This is a genomic window from Vibrio amylolyticus (genome assembly GCF_023145695.1).
Taxonomy (GTDB): domain Bacteria; phylum Pseudomonadota; class Gammaproteobacteria; order Enterobacterales; family Vibrionaceae; genus Vibrio; species Vibrio amylolyticus.
The window spans coordinates 44888-64198 of the sequence record NZ_JAJHVV010000012.1 but is presented as its reverse complement, the minus strand read 5'-3'; the positions used below and the strand labels follow the sequence as shown (position 1 = coordinate 64198).

Sequence of the window (19311 nt, the reverse complement as noted above, 5' to 3'; positions counted from 1 at the left end):
TCCCATTAATCTTATACAACATCATTTTTCATTAGAGTTCGTTATGTTAACCATCGATAAAATTCAGCCCAAACACGATGAAACCATACAAAAAATCATCAAAAAAGTTGGTGAGGAGTTTGGTGCCGTTGGAGAAGGTTTTGGGCCTAGCGATGCAGAAGTTGCACAAATGAGTGCGTATTACACAGAAGATAAACGTAGCCGATACCTAATCGCCTTAATTAACAATGAAATCGTAGGCGGAAGCGGAGTCGCACCTTTTGGTGATTCTCAAACCATCTGTGAACTTAAAAAACTCTTTCTATTACCCACTGGTCGAGGCTTTGGTGTAGGAAAAGAGTTAACACTAGAGTGTTTAAGTTATGCGAAATCACAAGGATTCACTCACTGCTATCTAGATACGTTATCAAGTATGAAGTCAGCTATTTCTTTATATGAAAAGCTCGGTTTCGAACATTTGAAGAAACCTTTAGAAGGCACAATTCATGGTAATTGTGATGTATGGATGATAAAAGAGCTTTAAGTCGAAGCTTTACCAGTCAGTTAGTTGCACACTCCAAATCGTACAGGCCAATGGTAGGCTCTAGTAACGATATTAACAACGAACGAATAAGGCGTCTCACAACGCCTTATTCTTACTGTTAACAACACTCATCCAAATATAATCAACACTAAAAATAGTACTCTAAAGACACCTCAACAAAATCATCTTTGCGAGCAAAATAGAGTAAATCGGTCGGAGTTTCATTTTCAAATAACCAAGCGTCTACTTGCCACTTGAGTTGATTGGTAATACGACTTGAAGCTTCCAACTTTGCGCTATATACATCGCTATTATCTAAATCTTGAGTAATACCTGTAAGTACCTCAGTCCCGTCTTCATCATTTAACGCCAAACGAACACCTGCAAAAATATCATTCTGATTTGGCGTTTGAGCGTTATTGCCTCGACTGTCGTAAAGATACTCAGCAATTAATCCCACATCCCAATATGATTCAAAAGGGCCAACGATGGTGTACTCAAACCCAGTTGCAAGACCAGTATGATTGTCAAAACTATCGCGATAGATCGTTTCCAGTTTTAACAACCAATCGCCAACAATACCTTGTACATCCAAACCAACTTGGCTCATCTGTGCGTAATAAGGTTGTAGTGTTGCTTCAGTCCCGCCCGTGTTTAACTGGTAATACGGATCGCGGTTCGTCCCGTAGAAGTAACTAAGTCCTACATCCCAATCCCCTAGCATTTGGCTGTAACGCAAAGCAGCATCTATGTGCTTCTCTTCTCTCGAGGATTCGTACAAAGCATCGTTAGATACCGGAAGTATTGGCCTAATTCGCCCATCTACTCCGGCAAAAGTCCGCTCTCGAAAATAAGGGAGCACGAGTGCATCCACCGTTCCCCACTCTTTGATTGGAGTAAAGTGCACCATCGGCTGACCTAGCTTGTCTTCCCCTTCAAGTGATTCAATAGCGTCAGATTGGTTAACAACGTCCACCAAGTGGCTCGATTCAGTGACGCCCCAAAAGACTTTTCCAACACCAACACGCAGCTCGTAATCATCCCAATAAGTCAGATACAGCGCTTCGCGAATATCGCCATGAGTTCGCTCATCGTCCATACTGTCCAAACGATAAAATGGGGTAAAAGTGAAACTTCCATTTCCTGCGGTCGATTGCCAATAGAACTCAGGAGCAGCGACGATAGAAGATTGGCCTTTTCCTTGCCCTTGCTCACCGGGCGAGAAAAACTGGCGATGCTCTACATTCACTTGTCCAGCCAGTTCTATTTGCTCAGACAACGAATCATCAGCGTGACATTGTAACGCCAATAAGGTGCCGGATACGACGGTTAACGTCGCACCCAATTGTTTTAACGACTTCCGACTCCTTTTCATTGCGCGCTACCTTACACGTTTCAGCGTGTTTTTCTGAAAGTCACTGTCATTAAGACCGGTTTTGAATGCGAGATCACTGGTCGTCAATATTGTACTTTTACCGGTTTGGTGGTTTTGCATCGCCATCGTGTGTGCACGCCAGTATTGATCCAAATATTGCTTATAGTCAGTGAACGTTAAGGTCTTCAGTAACGCACCTTTACGGTCATAAAACTCTACCTTCAATGGGCGGTATTCTTGTTTCTCAAGCCAAACGACTTGTTTGGTATAGCCTGAGTTCTTGTCAGTTGGTATCTGCTCTAGAACAAACGTCTCTGTACCGTCAATGACATCGTCATTAAGAAAATTAAAGGAGTATTTTTCCAGTTCAAATGAGCTTAAGTCTTCATAAGCAAACTCGCTGCCCATAAATGGACCTGACTTGTTTCTAGACGAGATGCGTTTCACACGCTTCAAAGCTGGTAAGTATAACCATTGGTCGTCAGCCTCAACGGTATGAGAGTGATTCAAAAAAGCCGTACCTTTCACGTCTCTAGGCTCTTCAAATATCGTTAACCCTTTGTCACCATCGTTTTTAACTTCTAATGATTTTAAGCGCATCAAGCGAGTGCTGCTTTCACCTTGTGCATTTTTCAACAGCATCTGCATTGTTGCTACTGAGTCGCCCCACCCTTCATCTCGATTTTTTCGTTCAGTAGCAATCTCCAAACCTTTTTCAATATTTGCAGAAACAGGCAGTGAAACGCCGAGAGAGACCATGACAACCAAAGCAGCTTTAGTCATCCAAGATGGTATGTGTTTATTATTTAGTTGAGTGTCTAATACGTTCATCATTCATTCCTTGTATCGTCTAGATTCAATCGCTTGATGTCCATGTAGGCTAATTCAATTCCTATAATCAAATACTTACATGGACACTGATTCAGTGTTTGCTAAGCATTGGTGATCGGTTTATTAGGGATCAAAATCTCTTTAGTTTCTGGCGTTTCTGGCTCACGGACGTACTCTTTGTTATCGAACAACATCAACAACGTTGGTAGGAACAGGAAGTCCACCACTAGCGCAATAAAGACGACAATGGCACTTAACTGTCCCATATCAGCGTTGAGCCTGAATGAAGACATAGCCAAGACCGAGAACCCTGCTACGAGAACAATTGTGGTAATCCAAAGTGCTCGACCTACAGTCTGAAATGCGTAACGTACCGCTTGTTCTGCATTTTGGCCCTGTTTACGAGCACGCTGATACTTCGATAAGAAGTGAACCGCGTCATCGACGACAATACCAAGCGTTAGTGTCACAACAACGGATAGTCCAAGGTTTATCTCTCCAGAGACCAGTGCCCAAATACCAAAACCAATCAAGGCAGGGGCTATGTTAGGCACGATGCTGATGATGCCTAATCTCAAAGAGCGCAGTGCAAAGATCATGAGTGCAGAGATCAAAATGAGCGTAATTGGCAGCGTAGAAAGCATACTCGTCATGTTGGTTTCACCAATGTGGGCAAACATGAGCGACGGGCTTGATGCGACAACATCATATTGTGGCGCATTGGATTTGAACCACGCGTACATACGCTCTTCCAGTTCAACCAACTCTACGCTACCGAGGTTATCTATTGTTAACACCATTTTGATAGATGATTTATCAACGTTGATCTGATTGTTCAGGTCCAAACCATAAGGCAAAGACATTTCATAAAGCAGTAAGTATTGCGCGGCTAATTCTCTATCCAAAGGCAATTGGTAGTAACGGCTATCATCACCATGCATGTTTTTATTCAGACGTTTATAGACGTCCGATAACGTCGCGACATGATCCGTTTCCGGTTGAGAGCGTAACCATTCACTAAAGTCGCCGATGGTCTGTAAAAATACCGGATCGGCGATCCCTTGCGATTCATTTGTCTTAATCGCAATGCTGATGTTGGTCATGCCACTAATGCGCTTTTCCATAAAATCAGCGGCGCGACGGAACTCGCTTCGTTGATCAAAATATTTAACCGAGTCATCGTTTACTTTATTAAGTGGAATCAACGCCGCAGAAACTACAATGGCAACGACAGATAGCGGCAACAGAGCTTTGCGATTATTTACCACAAAGTTTCCTAGGCCATCCATGAATCGGTTTGACGCCGTGTTCTGATTCTCTTTTACTCGCATCGGCAGCCACTTCAACATGGCAGGAAGCAATGATACAGATAGGAAACACGCGATCATTACACCCAGCGCAGCCAAATTACCAAAGTCTCTTAAAACTGGAGAGTCCGACATGTTCATCATTAAAAAGCCAATGGCAGTGGTCACTGACGTAATAAGGATCGGCATAAAGTTAACTGCGATACTCTGATCAATCGCAAACCTCTTTTCATACCCGTTCTGCATATTTTGTCGCATTGTGGCGATGACATGTACACAGTCCGCAACCGCCAGTGTCATAACGAGTGTTGGAATGTTAACGGTCGCGGTACTAAGAAACATGCCCGCCCAACCTGATAGCCCCATCGTTGCAGCCACAGAGCCTATGATGACGATTAACGTTGCAATCACGCTAAAAATAGAACGAAGCATCACGGTGAGAAAGACTAAAATCACTATCAACATAGCTGGAACTAGCGTCGACGTATCAGACTGAGCCGACTGCATAAACGCATTGTTCATCGCTATGATGCCAGCCTTATGAAACTCAACATCCGGATATTCAGCTTGGTAGTGGTCAACGATTTGATTAACGCTCGCGATGACCTCTTGAACTTCCGCTGTTTTATCGACTTCTGGAAGCTGAACCGTCACATTGACAACAGTGACATCACCTTTGCTAGAGATTGCAGAATTAACTAAAGCAGGCTCAGTCAGCGTAATACGTCTGATTTTTTGAATGCGTTCATTGGTTAATGAGTATCCCTCATAAATCAAATCCTCAACAATCAAGTCGTCTTCGGATGCTTCTGTATGTTGGAAATTAGAAAGTGAATCAATACGACTAGAATAAGGGACTTGCCATGCATCTTTGGTGATATCTTTGACCAATGTTAGGATTTCAGGCGTGAAAATATCACCTTGCTTAGGCGCAATGACGATGGATAAATTATCAGATTTTGCGAATGTCGTTTGAATTTCATCAAACGCCACAAGCTGTTTGTTCGAACCTTCGAAGAAGATATTGTAATCCCCTCGAAAGTACAGATTTTTTGCGCCTAATGTGGCGACAACAACCAGTGATATTGTGGTTAACATCACCCAAAAAGTGAGCCTTGTTGGTAGTGTAAACCAACCATTAAGTTGCTTTAGTGGTGGATTAGATGGGTTCATCACAGTCTCCGTTTGTGACGTTTCGTCAACTATCGCAATAAAAAAACCAGCCGGTGTGCTGATTTAAGAGCGATGCACATGTATCAATAAAGACCATTAGATAAACACGGGCTTTTTGACGAATCGTCACAAACAGTGATTTAAAAACCCATTTCTAATGGGCTTTTTTAACAAGAAGCTATTTAACGACCAACTGACTCTAAATACGCCACTTCTTCACTGAATAACTCTCTTTCTACTCGACGCCAGGTTTTTCGGTAATCCCACTCAGTAGAAAGCGGTTTCCAACCTAAGCCATCAAGTAACATATTTGCATTATGCAGTACTGAAAACGGGTCCTGTAAGCGACTGATACAATGGCTATTTGACGCATTCTGCGTTAATGCATTGGAACCAAAAGCAATTGACCAATTTGCAAATACTATCGCATCGGAGCCTACTCCAGAAGAGAATTTCAAGTCACCGTTTTCAGCAGCTAAATTGGTTAATTCGTCTGCTTGTCCGATCACCTTTTCTTCCAACTGATTAAGCTCAACAAGCCGTTCTGGAGAGGCCTTTTCAAGAACCCAAGGGCTTTTCGCCATGATCGCACACGTTGATAACACTGGCTCCATACGTGCATAAACACGAAGCGCAACATGCATAGCAATGACTAATTCTCTTGTGCTCCCTTCAAAGCCCCCAATACGTGCGAATAGCAAAGCTTCGGTCTTTAACGAATGGATACATAACGCCAAAATAACATCTTCTTTACTACAAAAGTGGTTATAGATTGTCCCTTTAGAATACGGGCTAGCTGCCGTAAGCTTATCCATTGTTAAGTTACCAAAGCCCTGTTCCTGAACAAGATTTTTGGCTAACAAGGTTAGCTCTACTTCTCGGTCTGCGATCGCTTGTTGTTTTTTGGACAAGCCAAATGGACAACCTTGCGATTTCTTTTCATCACTTTTATTACAGCTAAAGCCAAACATGCTATTTCAATCCGCCTTCGTTAAAACTCCTCTACTCTACAATTGTAACACGAATGCAAAATCTGTGTACTTCACCTTTTGTGACACTTCGTCATTTTTGACACATCGTCATAATAGATCATTCATTGAGCATATCAAGAGTTAATTTCAATTACATTCACCAAGCTAATCCACTGTCTTGTTATTGCGATAAATTAAGGCTAAAAAATGGAGACCAAGCCCTCTCTATCTAAAATCGTGCTGATCAATCTTCGTTATTGAAAGCGTATCTCATCGACATCAAACCCTTTGCCAACGTCTAACGATAAGGCTTGCTCTGGGTTGAACAACTTAGAACAGTTATTCAAATCGTTGCTCAGTAAGGTAAAAACCAGAGTTTAGCACTTCGATTAGGCTCACTAAGAGTAAAGTTGCATTGTCTTCTTGAATCTTGAACTAACCACAACTTGATATAACGTACTTGCCTACTAAGCTTTAGTCATTGCTTCCAAGAGCTAGTACCTATGATATCCCAAGCTAACGCAAGTTGGACGAAAACGCTTCGACGTAATATATACCAGCTGTTTTTGATTATTCTAATTTTATCAGCAGCTACTATTGGCTATATTTCTTGGCAGGTTCATTCATCGAACAGTGTAAAAGATCACCTAAATAGCTATCACCAAAAAAGTTCTGAACACATTCTTCGTGCATTGAAGGAAATTCGGTTATACAAATACCATGAAGCCTTCGATCTGCTTGATCAAAACAGCCAAACAAAGTTTGAAATGTATATTGGTCAACCTAATAGTGAATTTAGTAACGTGGCTTCTACCCACATAATAGAAAATGAGATCACACAGCTCTTAGAGATACACCGGCGACATTCAGAAGGCAAATTTGACTCTTTAATCCAAGAACTAGAATCTAAATTTAGCAATTTACTGAAGCACCAAGAAGACGGCGCAAAAGAGACGCTACCGTCTAAAATCATCCTCATCGACCTAGTTAGCTTAATCTCTCCCTTAGATCAACTAGGTAAATTGCATTTTTCTGAACAAGAAATCATTGAAATACAACTTGATGAAATGGAAAAAAGTCAGCTCTGGTTTTTCTATATTTTTACTTTTTTCAGCATACTCATTGGCCTTTTGATCACGAGAAAAGAGTTACGAGCAATAGAAAAACTTGTCAAACAAGAAGTTGATACCTCAGAACGAATCCATCTGCTTTCACTAGCCATTGACCAAAGCCCAGTATCAGTCATGATTACAGATGATAAGATCAACATTGTCTATGTGAATCAACATTTCCAAGATTTAACCGGGTATTCTTCTGATGAGGTTATCGGAAAAAACCCTAATATTCTGCAATCTGGCTTTACTGAGAGCAGTGTCTATAAAAAGATTTTTGAACATATTACAAATGGAGAGCCATACGATTGCGAATTAAGTAACAAGAAGAAAAATGGCGAGATCTATTATGAAAATGTTCATTTTGCCCCTATTTCAGACAGCACAGGCGTAATATACAATTACATTGCAATTAAGGAAGATATTACCGCCAGAAAAAATGCTGAATTAAAGCTAATCAAAAGTGAAGTTAGTTTAAAGAAAGCGCAACAGATTGCTCAGATGGGATCATGGGAATTCGATATCGTTGATGATCATCTTACGTGGAGTGATGAAATCTATCGCATTTTCCAAATTGACAAAAACAAATTTGGAGCAACCTACGAAGCTTTCGTTGAGACGATACATCCAGATGACCGTGACATAGTTGAACACGCTTACTTATCGTCTTTGAAATCAAAAAAGCCCTATAAAATTGAACACCGGCTGCTCATGAAAGATGGAAGAATAAAGTATGTTAGAGAAAGCTGCGAAACCTATTACGACGATCTAGGTAACCCTTTGCGTTCAATCGGGATTGTAATCGATATTACAGAACGAAGAATTCAAGAAGAGCATATTAAACACCAAGCCTACTATGACTCACTGACCAACTTACCGAACCGATTTTTGGTACTCGATAGACTTGAGCAACTCATCAGCGAGTCTAAACGAAAATCAACACTAGCTGCTGTTCTATTTATCGATCTTGATGATTTTAAAAAAGTGAATGACTCATTGGGTCACGATACTGGTGATAAGCTTCTTATAAAAGCCTCCGAACGTTTAGTAAATACAGTTCGAGGGACTGACACTGTCGCTCGTTTGGGGGGAGATGAATTCCTCGTGTTACTCACCTCATTTAAAAAAGTCTCAGACATTCAACCCGTCTTAACGAAAATCATGAAGCAATTTCGGGTTCCTTTTAAAATTGATACACGTGAATTAGTTCTGACAACAAGCATTGGTATTTCTCTCTTCCCTTCCGATGGTGAAAGCGCTTCTACTCTTTTACGTAATGCCGACTCTGCTATGTACAATGCTAAGGATCAAGGGCGTAATCGATACTCATTCTTTACTGACGATATGAACCAGAAAGTCTCGAGACGATTGGCTATCGAAGAGCAATTACATGGTGCGGTTAGCCGAAATGAATTCTCAGTTCATTACCAACCTCAAATAGATATTAAAACCGGACAGATTATTGGTGCTGAAGCGTTAGTTCGTTGGTGCAACACTATCCTTGATGATATTTATCCAGATGAGTTTATTCCTATAGCCGAGCAAACTGGTGCCATTATTCTACTTGGTGAATTTGTTATAACGCAGTCACTCAAACAAATTAGTCAATGGCAACGAACGTTAAACGAAAATTTACAAATCGCTATCAACGTTTCACCGAGGCAGTTTATCGACCCTAATTTTGTAACGTTTGTTAAAGATGCCATCATCCGTTGTAATGTCGCCCCCAGTACCGTTGAAATCGAAATAACGGAGGGAGTCCTATTAAAAGGGCATTCTAATATTAAAAATAGTCTTAATGATCTCAGAAAGTTTGGCATTAAATTGTCAATGGATGACTTTGGAACAGGCTACTCTTCATTAAGTTATTTACGGAACTATCAATTTGATGTTCTCAAAATTGATCGCTGTTTCATTTCGGATATTACCCAAAATACACATGACCAAGCATTGGTTAAAGCAACAATTGTGATGGCACATAATATGGGGCTTCAAGTCGTAGCTGAAGGAGTAGAAACAACCGAACAGCTTTCATACTTACAGAGCGAAAAATGTAATATTGCTCAAGGCTATCTCTTTAGCAAACCTGTACCACATGAGGAAATGACCAAGCTACTTGCTAACCAATACAATAACGGTGATTCGACACTCGACACCAACGTTATGAATTTCTACCAAGGTAACTCAAACCACTCTTGATAAGCCATTAAGTTAAGACACCCGCTGATCTGAATAACTACCTAAATAAGGCATACAAAAAAGCCCTAACATTTCTGTTAGGGCTTTTCGTTTCTTTCGAAATTGGAGCGATACATCGGGTTCGAACCGATGACCTCAACCTTGGCAAGGTTGCGCTCTACCAACTGAGCTAGTATCGCGTTGCTAATACTTTTTAAAAGTAAAAGACTTAATAGATGGTGCCCCGGGCCGGACTTGAACCGGCACAGCGCGAACGCCGAGGGATTTTAAATCCCTTGTGTCTACCAATTCCACCACCAGGGCACGCAAAACTTGTTGCGATGCTTCTAATAATTGCACTCTTTAGAGTGAGTTAGACACCATCTTTGATGCATTATATAAATCTACACCTTAAAATTTGGAGCGATACATCGGGTTCGAACCGATGACCTCAACCTTGGCAAGGTTGCGCTCTACCAACTGAGCTAGTATCGCAAATGGAGGCGCGTCCCGGAGTCGAACCGAGGTCCACGGATTTGCAATCCGCTGCATAGCCACTCTGCCAACACGCCGCCGTAGCCTCAATCAGCTCGCTCTTTAGAAGCGTTCCTCTTGGGTACGGGATGCATTTTACGGATTCAGCCAAATGAGTCAACCCGTTTTTTTGTTTTTTGAATCGTTTGGCTAATTTCCATTCAACACAGCTTATTTTGTACATTTTTCTTGCTGTAAACAGCTGATATAACGAAAGTAAACTAGTTAAAATTCAGATGAAAATAAAAAACGGGCTACTGCCCGTTTCTTCTATTGATGCTCTTCGCTAAGTAAATCGTCTTTAGCGGCCATCAAATACTGAATCATTGACCAGAACGTCAAAATCATCGCAATATAAATAGCAGCGTAACCTAGCCAGATCATCCAATCGTCGTATTGCCATATCAGCACCCATAGAGCAAACATCTGACAGACTGTTTTAACCTTTCCAATCCATGACACCGCAACACTCGCTCGCTTACCAATCTCTGCCATCCACTCTCGAAGGGCTGAAATGATAATCTCTCGAGCTATCATGACGACGGCAGGTATCGTGATCCAAATGGTATGGTAGTCATCAGTAATGAGTATCAGTGCTGTGGCGACCAATACTTTATCAGCTACAGGGTCTATAAACGCACCGAACCGAGATGTTTGACCTAACTTCCTGGCAAGCATGCCATCAAGCCAGTCTGTAAAGCCCGCGACCCAAAAGATCATTGCGGCAGCAAAAGGCGCCCAACTGTATGGGAGATAAAATGCTACAACAAAAACTGGAATGAGAAAAAGTCGTAGTAGAGACAAAATGTTAGGGATATTAAAACGCATATTTTTTAAAGCTCTTATTCATTGCGCGTTTATGTTGCGGGATTTTTGCTATTGTTTCAATGCTTGATAAATGTTTTCTGCCAAAGAATGGCTTATACTCGGCACTTTGGCTATTTCTTCTACAGTTGCGCGCTTTAATTCTTGCAATCCGCCCATGTACTTTAATAACGCTTGGCGACGTTTAGGTCCAACCCCTTCAATTCCTTCCAATGCACTGGTTTTTCGAGTTTTACCACGTTTCGCTCTGTGACCCGCAATTGCGTGATTATGACTCTCATCTCGTATGTGCTGCATTAAATGAAGAGCAGGAGCATCACTTGGTAAATGAAACTCTTCTCCGTCTGTTGTAATTAACGTTTCTAAACCAGGCTTACGAGTTACACCTTTAGCGATGCCCAGTAATTTCGGTTGTTTAGGCCAGTCTCCCCAGTATTGACTCACTATCTCTAACGCTCGGTTGAGTTGTCCCTTACCACCATCAATAAAGATAATGTCGGGAATTTTCTCTACATCAAGCTGCTTAGAATACCGGCGGTCTAGCACTTGGCCCATCGCTGCGTAATCATCTCCACCGGTAATCCCAGTAATATTGTATCGGCGATACTCTTGTTTAACGGGCCCTTCATGATTAAAGACAACGCACGATGCAATCGTACTTTCCCCCATAGTATGAGAGATATCGAAACACTCCATTCTAGAAATAGAATCGAGATCGAGAACCTCTCTTAACGCTTTAAAACGTTGAGAAATCGTCATCTTATGATTGATCTTTGTGGTAATTGCAGTCAACGCGTTAGTATTAGCCAGTTTTAGATAACGGCCTCTTACACCAGTTGCGTTAAGATGAAAATTCACCTTTCTCCCCGCTATATCCGCAATCGCTTCTTGAAGAGAAGCCGTATCAGAGACCAAACCACCATTAAAGACAATACGATTAGGGACGGAACGTGCTTCATTATGGCTCAAATAGTACTGACTTAAGAAGCTGTAAAAGACTTCTTCTTGTGTCGTATTATTAGGGATTTTAGGGAAATGGCTACGACTTCCTAGAACTTTACCTTGTCTAATCATCAAGATATGGATGCAAGCGATACCGTTCTCTTGAGAGAACCCAAGTACATCCATGTCTTCCATACTGTCGTCTGAGACAAACTGCTGCTCTTGAACACGGCGAATCGCTTGAATTTGATCGCGAAATTTAGCTGCATCTTCAAAACGAAGTTGTGAACTCGCCTTCTCCATTTTTTGAATTAGAAGCTCTAAGACTTGCCCGTCTTTTCCCTGGAGGAATAAACGCACGTAATCGACAATCTCATCATAATCATCTTTTGAAATGATACTGGAGACACACGGGCCAGCACAGCGACCAATCTGATACATCAAACACGGGCGTGTTCGGTTACTGTAAACCGTATCTTCGCACTGTCTTACGGGAAAGATTTTTTGTAGAAGATGAAGTGTTTCTCTGACGGCCCCTGATTCAGGATAAGGCCCAAAGTACTCTCCTTTTTTCTTTTTCGCCCCGCGGTGAATCGATAACCGAGGATGCTTATGAGCACTGATAAAAATATAAGGGTATGACTTATCGTCTCGTAATAACACATTATATTTGGGCAGGTACTGCTTAATATAGTTATGCTCGAGAATGAGGGCTTCGGTCTCAGTATGAGTAACCGTTACATCAATTTTATCAATGTTAGATACGAGAGCTTTGGTTTTCTCACTATCTACATTTTTACGGAAGTAGCTCGTAAGGCGTTTTTTAAGATCTTTTGCCTTACCAACATAGATCACGACAGCCTCGGTGTTATACATTCGATAAACACCGGGCTGATCAGTCACTGTTTTCAGAAAAGAAACAAAATCAAAAGATTGGGGCACTATAATGTCTCTGTATCGAGCATCCCGTGCCTTATCGCTAAATGTGTCAGCTCTACATCGCCACTAATATCTAACTTACTAAAGAGGCGATAGCGATAACTATTGACTGTTTTAGGGCTTAAATTCAACTGCTCTGAAATGTCGGTAACCTTCTGACCTTTGGTGATCATCATCATAATCTGAAGCTCGCGCTCAGATAAATCGGCAAAAGGGTTTTCAGACGCTGGAGAGAATTGACTCAATGCCATCTGTTGTGCAATTTCAGGGGAAATGTAGCGTTGACCGCTATTTACCATACGAATTGCATTCACCATTTCATCGGGGCCAGCACCTTTAGTCAGGTAACCTGCAGCTCCGGCTTGCATCACTTTCGTTGGAAACGGATTCTCTGTATGAACAGTCAAAACAATGATTTTGATATCTGGATTAAAACGTATAATTTTCTTGGTTGCTTCAAGGCCACCAATACCAGGCATATTCATATCCATTAAAATGACGTCAACATGATTGTTGCGACACCATTTTACTGCATCCTCACCGCTTTCAGCTTCCCCTGCTACGTTCATACCACGGACGTCTTCAATAATACGTCGTATCCCTGTGCGAACCAGCTCGTGATCATCTACAAGGAAAACACTTATCAAACTTGTATCTCCACACTCGTTAATTGGCTCTGCACCCACCGATTTCTGTGGATTACAGCTTCATTACTTTTTCAAATCTAAGTTTAACTTATTCAGAGCACTTTCGTTACTCAAAAAGCGTTATTGGCTTTAGGAAACGAAGAACAACTAGAAAGAAGTGACATCGAATATGAGCTTAAACGATAACTTTATCAAGTAGAATTTAACTCACATACTGTTGATGCACATATGAAACTAAGATTCTAAAGCCTAGACACATTAACAGAAATTTTGTAATAAAAGGGAGTTCTAGCTCTATTATTTCAACTTTAAGCGCCACATATAAATCACTTGCTTACTTATGCATCAAGAAAGTTGGTTCGGTTGTTTACCCCTTCCTCTATCGACATAGTTTGCTACTATGTGGCGCAGAAAACGTATCACTGCAGCGACACAGCGTAAGGAAAAGGACATTTTTTGAGTACATCACAAGGCTTTCTACTGACGCGTCAAGCTCGAGATATTGGAAATCAAACCCAAATAGAGTTATGGCTTTCCACTGAGCAAGGCCCAGCGCAATTAGTCATCACTCAAGAAAAACCGGTCTTCTTTATCCCTCAAACGCTTTCACAAAAAGCATTTCAGCTTTCCCAACAACATAATATTCAGATGATGTGCAAATCGCTGGATCTAAAAACCTTTGATTCTGAGCCTCTAGCCGGCTGCTACTTTCATACCACCAAAGACAGTCAGCAAATGGTCACCCTTTTCAACTCAAATGATATTCCAACTTTTGAATCTGACATTCGTCTCGCTGATCGCTACCTAATGGAGCGTTTTATTCAAGGTGGTATCGAATTTACAGGGACTGAAGCCTTGAAAAGTTCATATAGAAAAGTGACGAACACTAAATGTCGACAAGGACACTTTTCTCCAAACTTAAAGGTCGTGTCACTCGATATAGAATGTTCAGAGAAAGGCATCCTCTACTCTGTTGGGTTAGATAGTGCTATGGATAGCCGAGTTATCATGATTGGAACTAAGCAAGCTAGTGATACACCTATTGAATGGGTAGACAATGAATCTTCCCTACTAAAAGCATTAGTTCAGTGGTTTGAACGCTTTGATCCTGATGTTATTGTCGGCTGGAATGTGATTGATTTTGACTTTCGGTTGTTACATAAGCGAGCTCAATTCCACCAACTAAAGCTGAAGATTGGTCGAGGGAGCCAGCAAAGTTACTTCCGCACCTCCTCAACAACTCAGCAAAGTTTCATTACGATACCCGGGCGTGTTGTGATGGATGGTATTGATACACTTAAAACGGCCACTTATCATTTTCGTTCTTGGTCTTTAGAGTCCGTCTCTCAAGAGATGCTCGGTGAAGGTAAAGTCATTCACAATGTCCACGACCGAATGGACGAAATAAACCGAATGTTCCGCCAAGACAAAACCGCTTTAGCAAAATATAACCTGCAAGATTGTGTTCTTGTTAACCGAATCTTCGAAAAAACACATTTAATTGACTTTGCTATCGAGCGTTCACGTTTAACGGGTGTAGAACTCGATAGAATTGGGGGCTCAGTTGCTGCCTTCAGCAACCTATATCTACCACAAATACACCGAGCAGGATACATAGCGCCAAATCTAGAGCCTGAAAACTGGATGGCGAGCCCAGGCGGATACGTTATGGATTCTCAACCCGGCCTATACGACTCTGTATTAGTTCTCGATTTCAAGAGCCTATATCCATCCATTATTCGTTCTTTTTTAATCGACCCTATGGGTCTAATTGAAGGACTCAAACAAGATATTGGAACGGCTGACAATCAAGCCGTGCCAGGCTTTCGAGGTGGACAATTTCATCGGGCCAAACACTTTCTACCTCAAATGATCGAAACCCTTTGGCAAGCTCGTGATGTAGCTAAACGCAACAATGATAAAGCGTTCTCACAAGCCATTAAAATTATCATGAACTCATTTTACGGCGTACTGGGCTCTTCCGGTTGTCGTTTTTTCGATACAAGGCTTGCCTCTAGTATCACGATGCGTGGTCATGAAATAATGAAGCAAACTAAGGTGCTTATAGAAGAGGAAGGCTATCAAGTGATCTATGGCGATACAGACTCAACCTTTGTTTCGCTTAACTCCGCATGCGCTTCAGAAGACGCTAATAAAGTTGGTCAAAATCTCGTAAAGAAAATAAATGCATGGTGGACAAATCACTTACAAAAAGAGTACCAACTAAACTCGATATTAGAGCTTGAGTATGAAACCCATTATAAAAAGTTTCTAATGCCCACTATTCGAGGTGAAGAGAAAGGCTCGAAAAAACGCTATGCCGGGCTTATTGGTGACAAAGACAATGAGAAAATCATTTTTAAAGGGTTAGAAAGCGCAAGAACCGACTGGACACCTCTCTCACAGGTATTTCAACAACATTTATATCAACTCATTTTCCACGGAAAGTGTCCAAAGCAGTACGTGCGCTCTTTCGTTGAAGAGACACTCGCGGGTAAATACGATGACCAGCTCACTTACCAAAAAAGATTGAGACGTAAACTACACGAATACCAAAAGAATATTCCACCTCAAGTGAGAGCAGCCAGACTGGCTGATGAGATTAATCAGCAGCTCGGAAGACCTTTACAGTACCAAAATAAAGGTAGGATCGAATATCTGATCACCATCAATGGGCCAGAGCCAAAAGAGTACGTTAAAAGCCCTGTTGATTATCAGCACTACATCGATAAACAACTTAAGCCCATTGGTGAAGCGATTCTCCCTTTTATAGGGTTAGATTTCACTCGCTTAACCGAGCCTCAACTTGGCCTTTTTTAACCTTATTCCCTTCGTTTCGCTCACTTCGAAGAAGAGTATCTGCAACCTCAAAAACCTTATTTTTATTTTGATTGACGATATAAGCCTGCAGGTTGTCATAAGGCAACGATTTACTGTAGTACCAACCTTGAATTGAGACCCCATTTTTTCTAGGAATGTGGTTTATTTGTTCTTTAGTTTCCACACCTTCAATGACCGTCGCCAATTCTAGCTCTTCTGCGACACCCAATAGCCCATGAAAAACCTTTCGTCCTTTTTCTTTGTCTAGTGCCAGAGCAAAGCTGCGATCAATCTTAATGGCATCTATATCGTACAAGCTTAAATAACCGAGCGATGAAAAACCAGAGCCAAAGTCATCAATATAGATGCTCGCGCCTACCTCTCTAAATGCATTAATCGACTTTTGAATAGAACGATGGTCTTTCAACAGGCTCTCTTCTGTTATCTCTATATTGATGTATTTGCCTACAGGAGCTATATGACGGCAAAGCTCTTCAACCAATGCGTGGTTTAGGAGTGTTTCAGGGGTAATATTAACACTGGTTTTTAGCGCCCAACCTTGAGAACGTGCCTTTTTTACATCGCTAACGACCTGTATCACTGCCCAGCGGTCAATATCCATCATCATTCCGGCTTTCTCAAACCAAGGTAAAAAGCTGCCTGGGTACTCTTTATTACCCTGAGCATCAATCGCTCGAATTAATGCCTCACACCCAGTCACTTGATGTGTGTTAGCACATATTTGTGGTTGATACTCTAAGCAAAACTCTTTGCGGCTGATGACTTCTAGCTTTTGTTCCAGACCAACCTGACGCTGTCGAATACTACGAGCGGCCACAACTCTGTCACTTTTGAGTACGAGTGCTTCTTCTTTTCGACGCGAATAAACGGTATCAAGTGAGTTAAATTGAATTGTTTTTTCATAGTTATCACGATTCATTGCTAACACAAACGGGCTATAAACAAGTAACGAAGCAACAATATTGATCATCTGAAGCAGTGGTGCATTCGTATCACCGCCGGTGACTAGCCAAGAGTTGAACAAGATAGGACTGCTAAATGGGAGCGCTGTGATTGGAACCGATACGTAGCCTAAGGAAATGGTCATGTACGCGATAAATAGATTTAGAACCGGCGCTAATATAAAAGGAATAAACAGACGTGGATTAAATATAATGGGTAACCCAAACAATAATATCTCATTGATGTTAAGTAAGCCCAATGGAAGACTCGCTAGAGCAATTAAACGCAGCGGCTTTTGTTTAGAAAACAATAGCAAAGATAAAACCAACCCAAGGGTCGCTCCACTACCACCAACAAAAACAAACGCCCCCATAAATGAAAAATTCACCGCATAGTCAGTAATCTCGCCCAACATTGCATTGTGCTGAGCGAGGGGAATAGCTTGTTCTAATATCGATATCCAAGGAAGTAAAGCATAGTAGCCATGAATGCCAATAAACCAAAGTAAAGAGTTAACGGCCGTAAATATGACACCGAAAGACAGCGGCGATTCATCATAATTCACCTCCATAAAGGATAATAAATTCGCCGTATCAAACGCGATAACCACGGCACTGTTTAGACTGATCACGGTTAAGCCAACCAAAATTGATGGCAAAATCAAATTGAGTGATTCTCTAACAATCTGTCCAATGTGATTACTAGAAACTATTTGAAAAAATCGATGACGAAATAGAACGGCTAACAGTGGAATGGAATAAAGCGGTGTCACCACAGAAATAACCAACTCGACTACCTCCCCACTTTGAGTACCTTGAAACAGTCGGTTAAATATCGCTAGGTAAACAATAGAAATTAATGCGACTGGGGGCCGAGGTAATCGCCAATGCATGGCTAAAATATACGAGAGAGCAGCTGTCAGCAAGATAGGAAAAAGATCATTTAGATAGTGGTAGATTAGGTAACACATCTCAACCCAAGGTTGATTTGGGCCGATAATAAATTCACTTACAGAACCTACAAAAAGGAGCAATGATGAAATCATCAAGCACGGGAGAATCCAAAGTAGTCCCTCTCTAATTGCCTGAATCTGAACCGCTAAGGTGCGATAAATCTTACCAAGAGATTTCTTAGTTTCTACTTTAGAATCAGAGCCTTTCATCACATTCATTAATATGCACTTGGTTTCTATTGAAATCGGTGACACAGTAACGAATTATCTATTTTTACTCAATATATTTGCATGAAATATCAAGATTAAGACAATCCGATGTTTCCATATAGTGACCAAGTGTGATTTTGTACGCAATAATATTGCAACGTTCTCAACATAAACGCTAAGTGGAGCGCCCTTTGAAGCTAACTATTAGCCAATTCTAAACTCAGTTTTTTTATACTGCTTCACTAACCAATCCCCGAAACTGTCTAAAATCCCTACCACAGAACGTTTTGGAATCGCTCGATCCATCAGTAAGATGTTCAACCTTTCTATATCGACTGTTTTTTCCGGATGAAATCGCAGAAACTGCTTGCCACACTCGGTTGGATCGTCAAACCACTTTTTGTCGCGATGCATCACCAAAGAGTGACTCGCTCTCAGTAGTTTTTTTGCAATTATCTTTTGTGCTTTTATTTGCTCTTCTGCGGAACTAGAACGAGCAATTCGGTTTCGATATACAGCCAACCAGTCTTCGACATCCATATTCCAATGCTTGGCTATTTCCCAACTAGGCTCATAGTCACCAAAACACTCAGATAAGTCTTCACCATAAATACAGACAGAACAGTGTTTAAGCTGAAAGCCCCAAGAAAAAATACTCTCTAACGTCGCAACCTCTGAACTCAAAACCGTTTTGATCGAAACTTCGGTTATATGTTTAAAGCTCTGCTGAAAGCGCCATTTAATGGTATTGAGCAGTGTCGTTCTGGTGTCACTAAATGAACGTTTTGTCACGACGATAACATCAATATTCGACTTTCCAGGTTTCGCCGTTTTTCTTGCAACACTTCCATATAGATAAACACTGTGGAGGTTCTCTCCTAAGCCGCCACGTAAAAATTTCAATAGATCATTGATGGCTGGTTGATATTCGCTCTGAAAAGGTTGTTTCGGGTCGATAACTTGAAGAGTCATGGAAAAGGTCAATATGCTCAGTGATGAAAACAAGCTT

12 protein-coding genes and 4 tRNA genes are annotated in these 19311 nt (G+C 41.3%); 3 read left to right on the top strand and 13 right to left on the bottom strand.

Annotated features, from left to right (window positions below; genetic code table 11):
* The first annotated feature begins 43 nt into the window (after positions 1-43).
* Entirely contained in the window at positions 44-523 is a 480-nt protein-coding gene (locus tag KP803_RS17730) for a GNAT family N-acetyltransferase (protein WP_248010199.1), read from the top strand.
* Between the two features lie 148 nt (positions 524-671).
* Here the strand turns inward: KP803_RS17730 and KP803_RS17725 are convergent, their stop codons facing one another.
* The 4 genes from KP803_RS17725 to KP803_RS17710 all read right to left on the bottom strand — a co-directional run bounded on the left by KP803_RS17725 (position 672) and on the right by KP803_RS17710 (position 6180).
* Positions 672-1898 carry a hypothetical protein gene (locus KP803_RS17725; protein ID WP_248010198.1) on the bottom strand — a complete coding sequence of 409 codons (1227 nt, stop codon included), beginning with the start codon at positions 1896-1898 and terminating at the stop codon, positions 672-674.
* Between the two features lie 6 nt (positions 1899-1904).
* Positions 1905-2657, bottom strand: coding sequence for an outer membrane lipoprotein-sorting protein (locus tag KP803_RS17720; RefSeq protein WP_427916968.1), 753 nt, complete (start codon positions 2655-2657; stop codon positions 1905-1907).
* A 173-nt stretch (positions 2658-2830) separates the two neighbouring features.
* A complete protein-coding gene (locus tag KP803_RS17715) occupies positions 2831-5209 on the bottom strand; it encodes an efflux RND transporter permease subunit (protein ID WP_248010197.1) in 2379 nt (792 codons plus the stop codon).
* Between the two features lie 182 nt (positions 5210-5391).
* Complete coding sequence (locus KP803_RS17710) at positions 5392-6180, bottom strand: TetR/AcrR family transcriptional regulator (protein WP_248010196.1); 789 nt, start codon at positions 6178-6180, stop codon at positions 5392-5394.
* Between the two features lie 503 nt (positions 6181-6683).
* Between KP803_RS17710 and KP803_RS17705 the strand changes: the two genes are divergently transcribed.
* Entirely contained in the window at positions 6684-9491 is a 2808-nt protein-coding gene (locus tag KP803_RS17705) for a sensor domain-containing protein (RefSeq protein ID WP_248010195.1), read from the top strand.
* Between the two features lie 103 nt (positions 9492-9594).
* On the opposite strand, the gene KP803_RS17700 is transcribed toward KP803_RS17705, so the two are convergent.
* The 7 genes from KP803_RS17700 to uvrY form a co-directional block, all read right to left on the bottom strand.
* Positions 9595-9670, bottom strand: a tRNA-Gly gene (locus KP803_RS17700).
* Positions 9671-9707: 37 nt separating this feature from the next.
* A tRNA-Leu gene (locus tag KP803_RS17695) sits at positions 9708-9794 on the bottom strand.
* 95 nt (positions 9795-9889) lie between these two features.
* Positions 9890-9965 (bottom strand) — tRNA-Gly (locus KP803_RS17690).
* A gap of 3 nt (positions 9966-9968) precedes the next feature.
* Positions 9969-10042: transfer RNA gene (locus KP803_RS17685), tRNA-Cys, on the bottom strand.
* Between the two features lie 232 nt (positions 10043-10274).
* Positions 10275-10832 (bottom strand): CDP-diacylglycerol--glycerol-3-phosphate 3-phosphatidyltransferase, encoded by a 558-nt coding sequence (pgsA, locus tag KP803_RS17680; protein ID WP_248010194.1) that lies wholly within the window; start codon positions 10830-10832, stop codon positions 10275-10277.
* A 48-nt stretch (positions 10833-10880) separates the two neighbouring features.
* Positions 10881-12713, bottom strand: coding sequence for an excinuclease ABC subunit UvrC (uvrC, locus tag KP803_RS17675; RefSeq protein WP_248010193.1), 1833 nt, complete (start codon positions 12711-12713; stop codon positions 10881-10883).
* Positions 12713-13357 carry a UvrY/SirA/GacA family response regulator transcription factor gene (uvrY, locus tag KP803_RS17670; protein WP_102403042.1) on the bottom strand — a complete coding sequence of 215 codons (645 nt, stop codon included), beginning with the start codon at positions 13355-13357 and terminating at the stop codon, positions 12713-12715. The genes uvrC and uvrY overlap by 1 nt, the downstream gene beginning before the upstream one ends.
* Positions 13358-13813: 456 nt before the next feature.
* Here uvrY and KP803_RS17665 point away from each other — a divergent pair, with 456 nt between their 5' ends.
* The gene (locus tag KP803_RS17665) at positions 13814-16177 is read left to right on the top strand and encodes a DNA polymerase II (protein ID WP_248010192.1); all 2364 of its coding nucleotides are present in this window, start codon (positions 13814-13816) and stop codon (positions 16175-16177) included.
* On the opposite strand, the gene KP803_RS17660 is transcribed toward KP803_RS17665, so the two are convergent.
* Together KP803_RS17660 and KP803_RS17655 are read right to left on the bottom strand one after the other, a co-directional pair.
* Positions 16140-18311, bottom strand: coding sequence for an EAL domain-containing protein (locus tag KP803_RS17660; protein ID WP_248010191.1), 2172 nt, complete (start codon positions 18309-18311; stop codon positions 16140-16142). The two genes, KP803_RS17665 and KP803_RS17660, sit on opposite strands and share 38 nt — an antisense overlap.
* Before the next feature lie 195 nt (positions 18312-18506).
* Complete coding sequence (locus KP803_RS17655; RefSeq protein WP_248010190.1) at positions 18507-19274, bottom strand: nucleotidyltransferase domain-containing protein; 768 nt, start codon at positions 19272-19274, stop codon at positions 18507-18509.
* Positions 19275-19311: the final 37 nt, after the last annotated feature.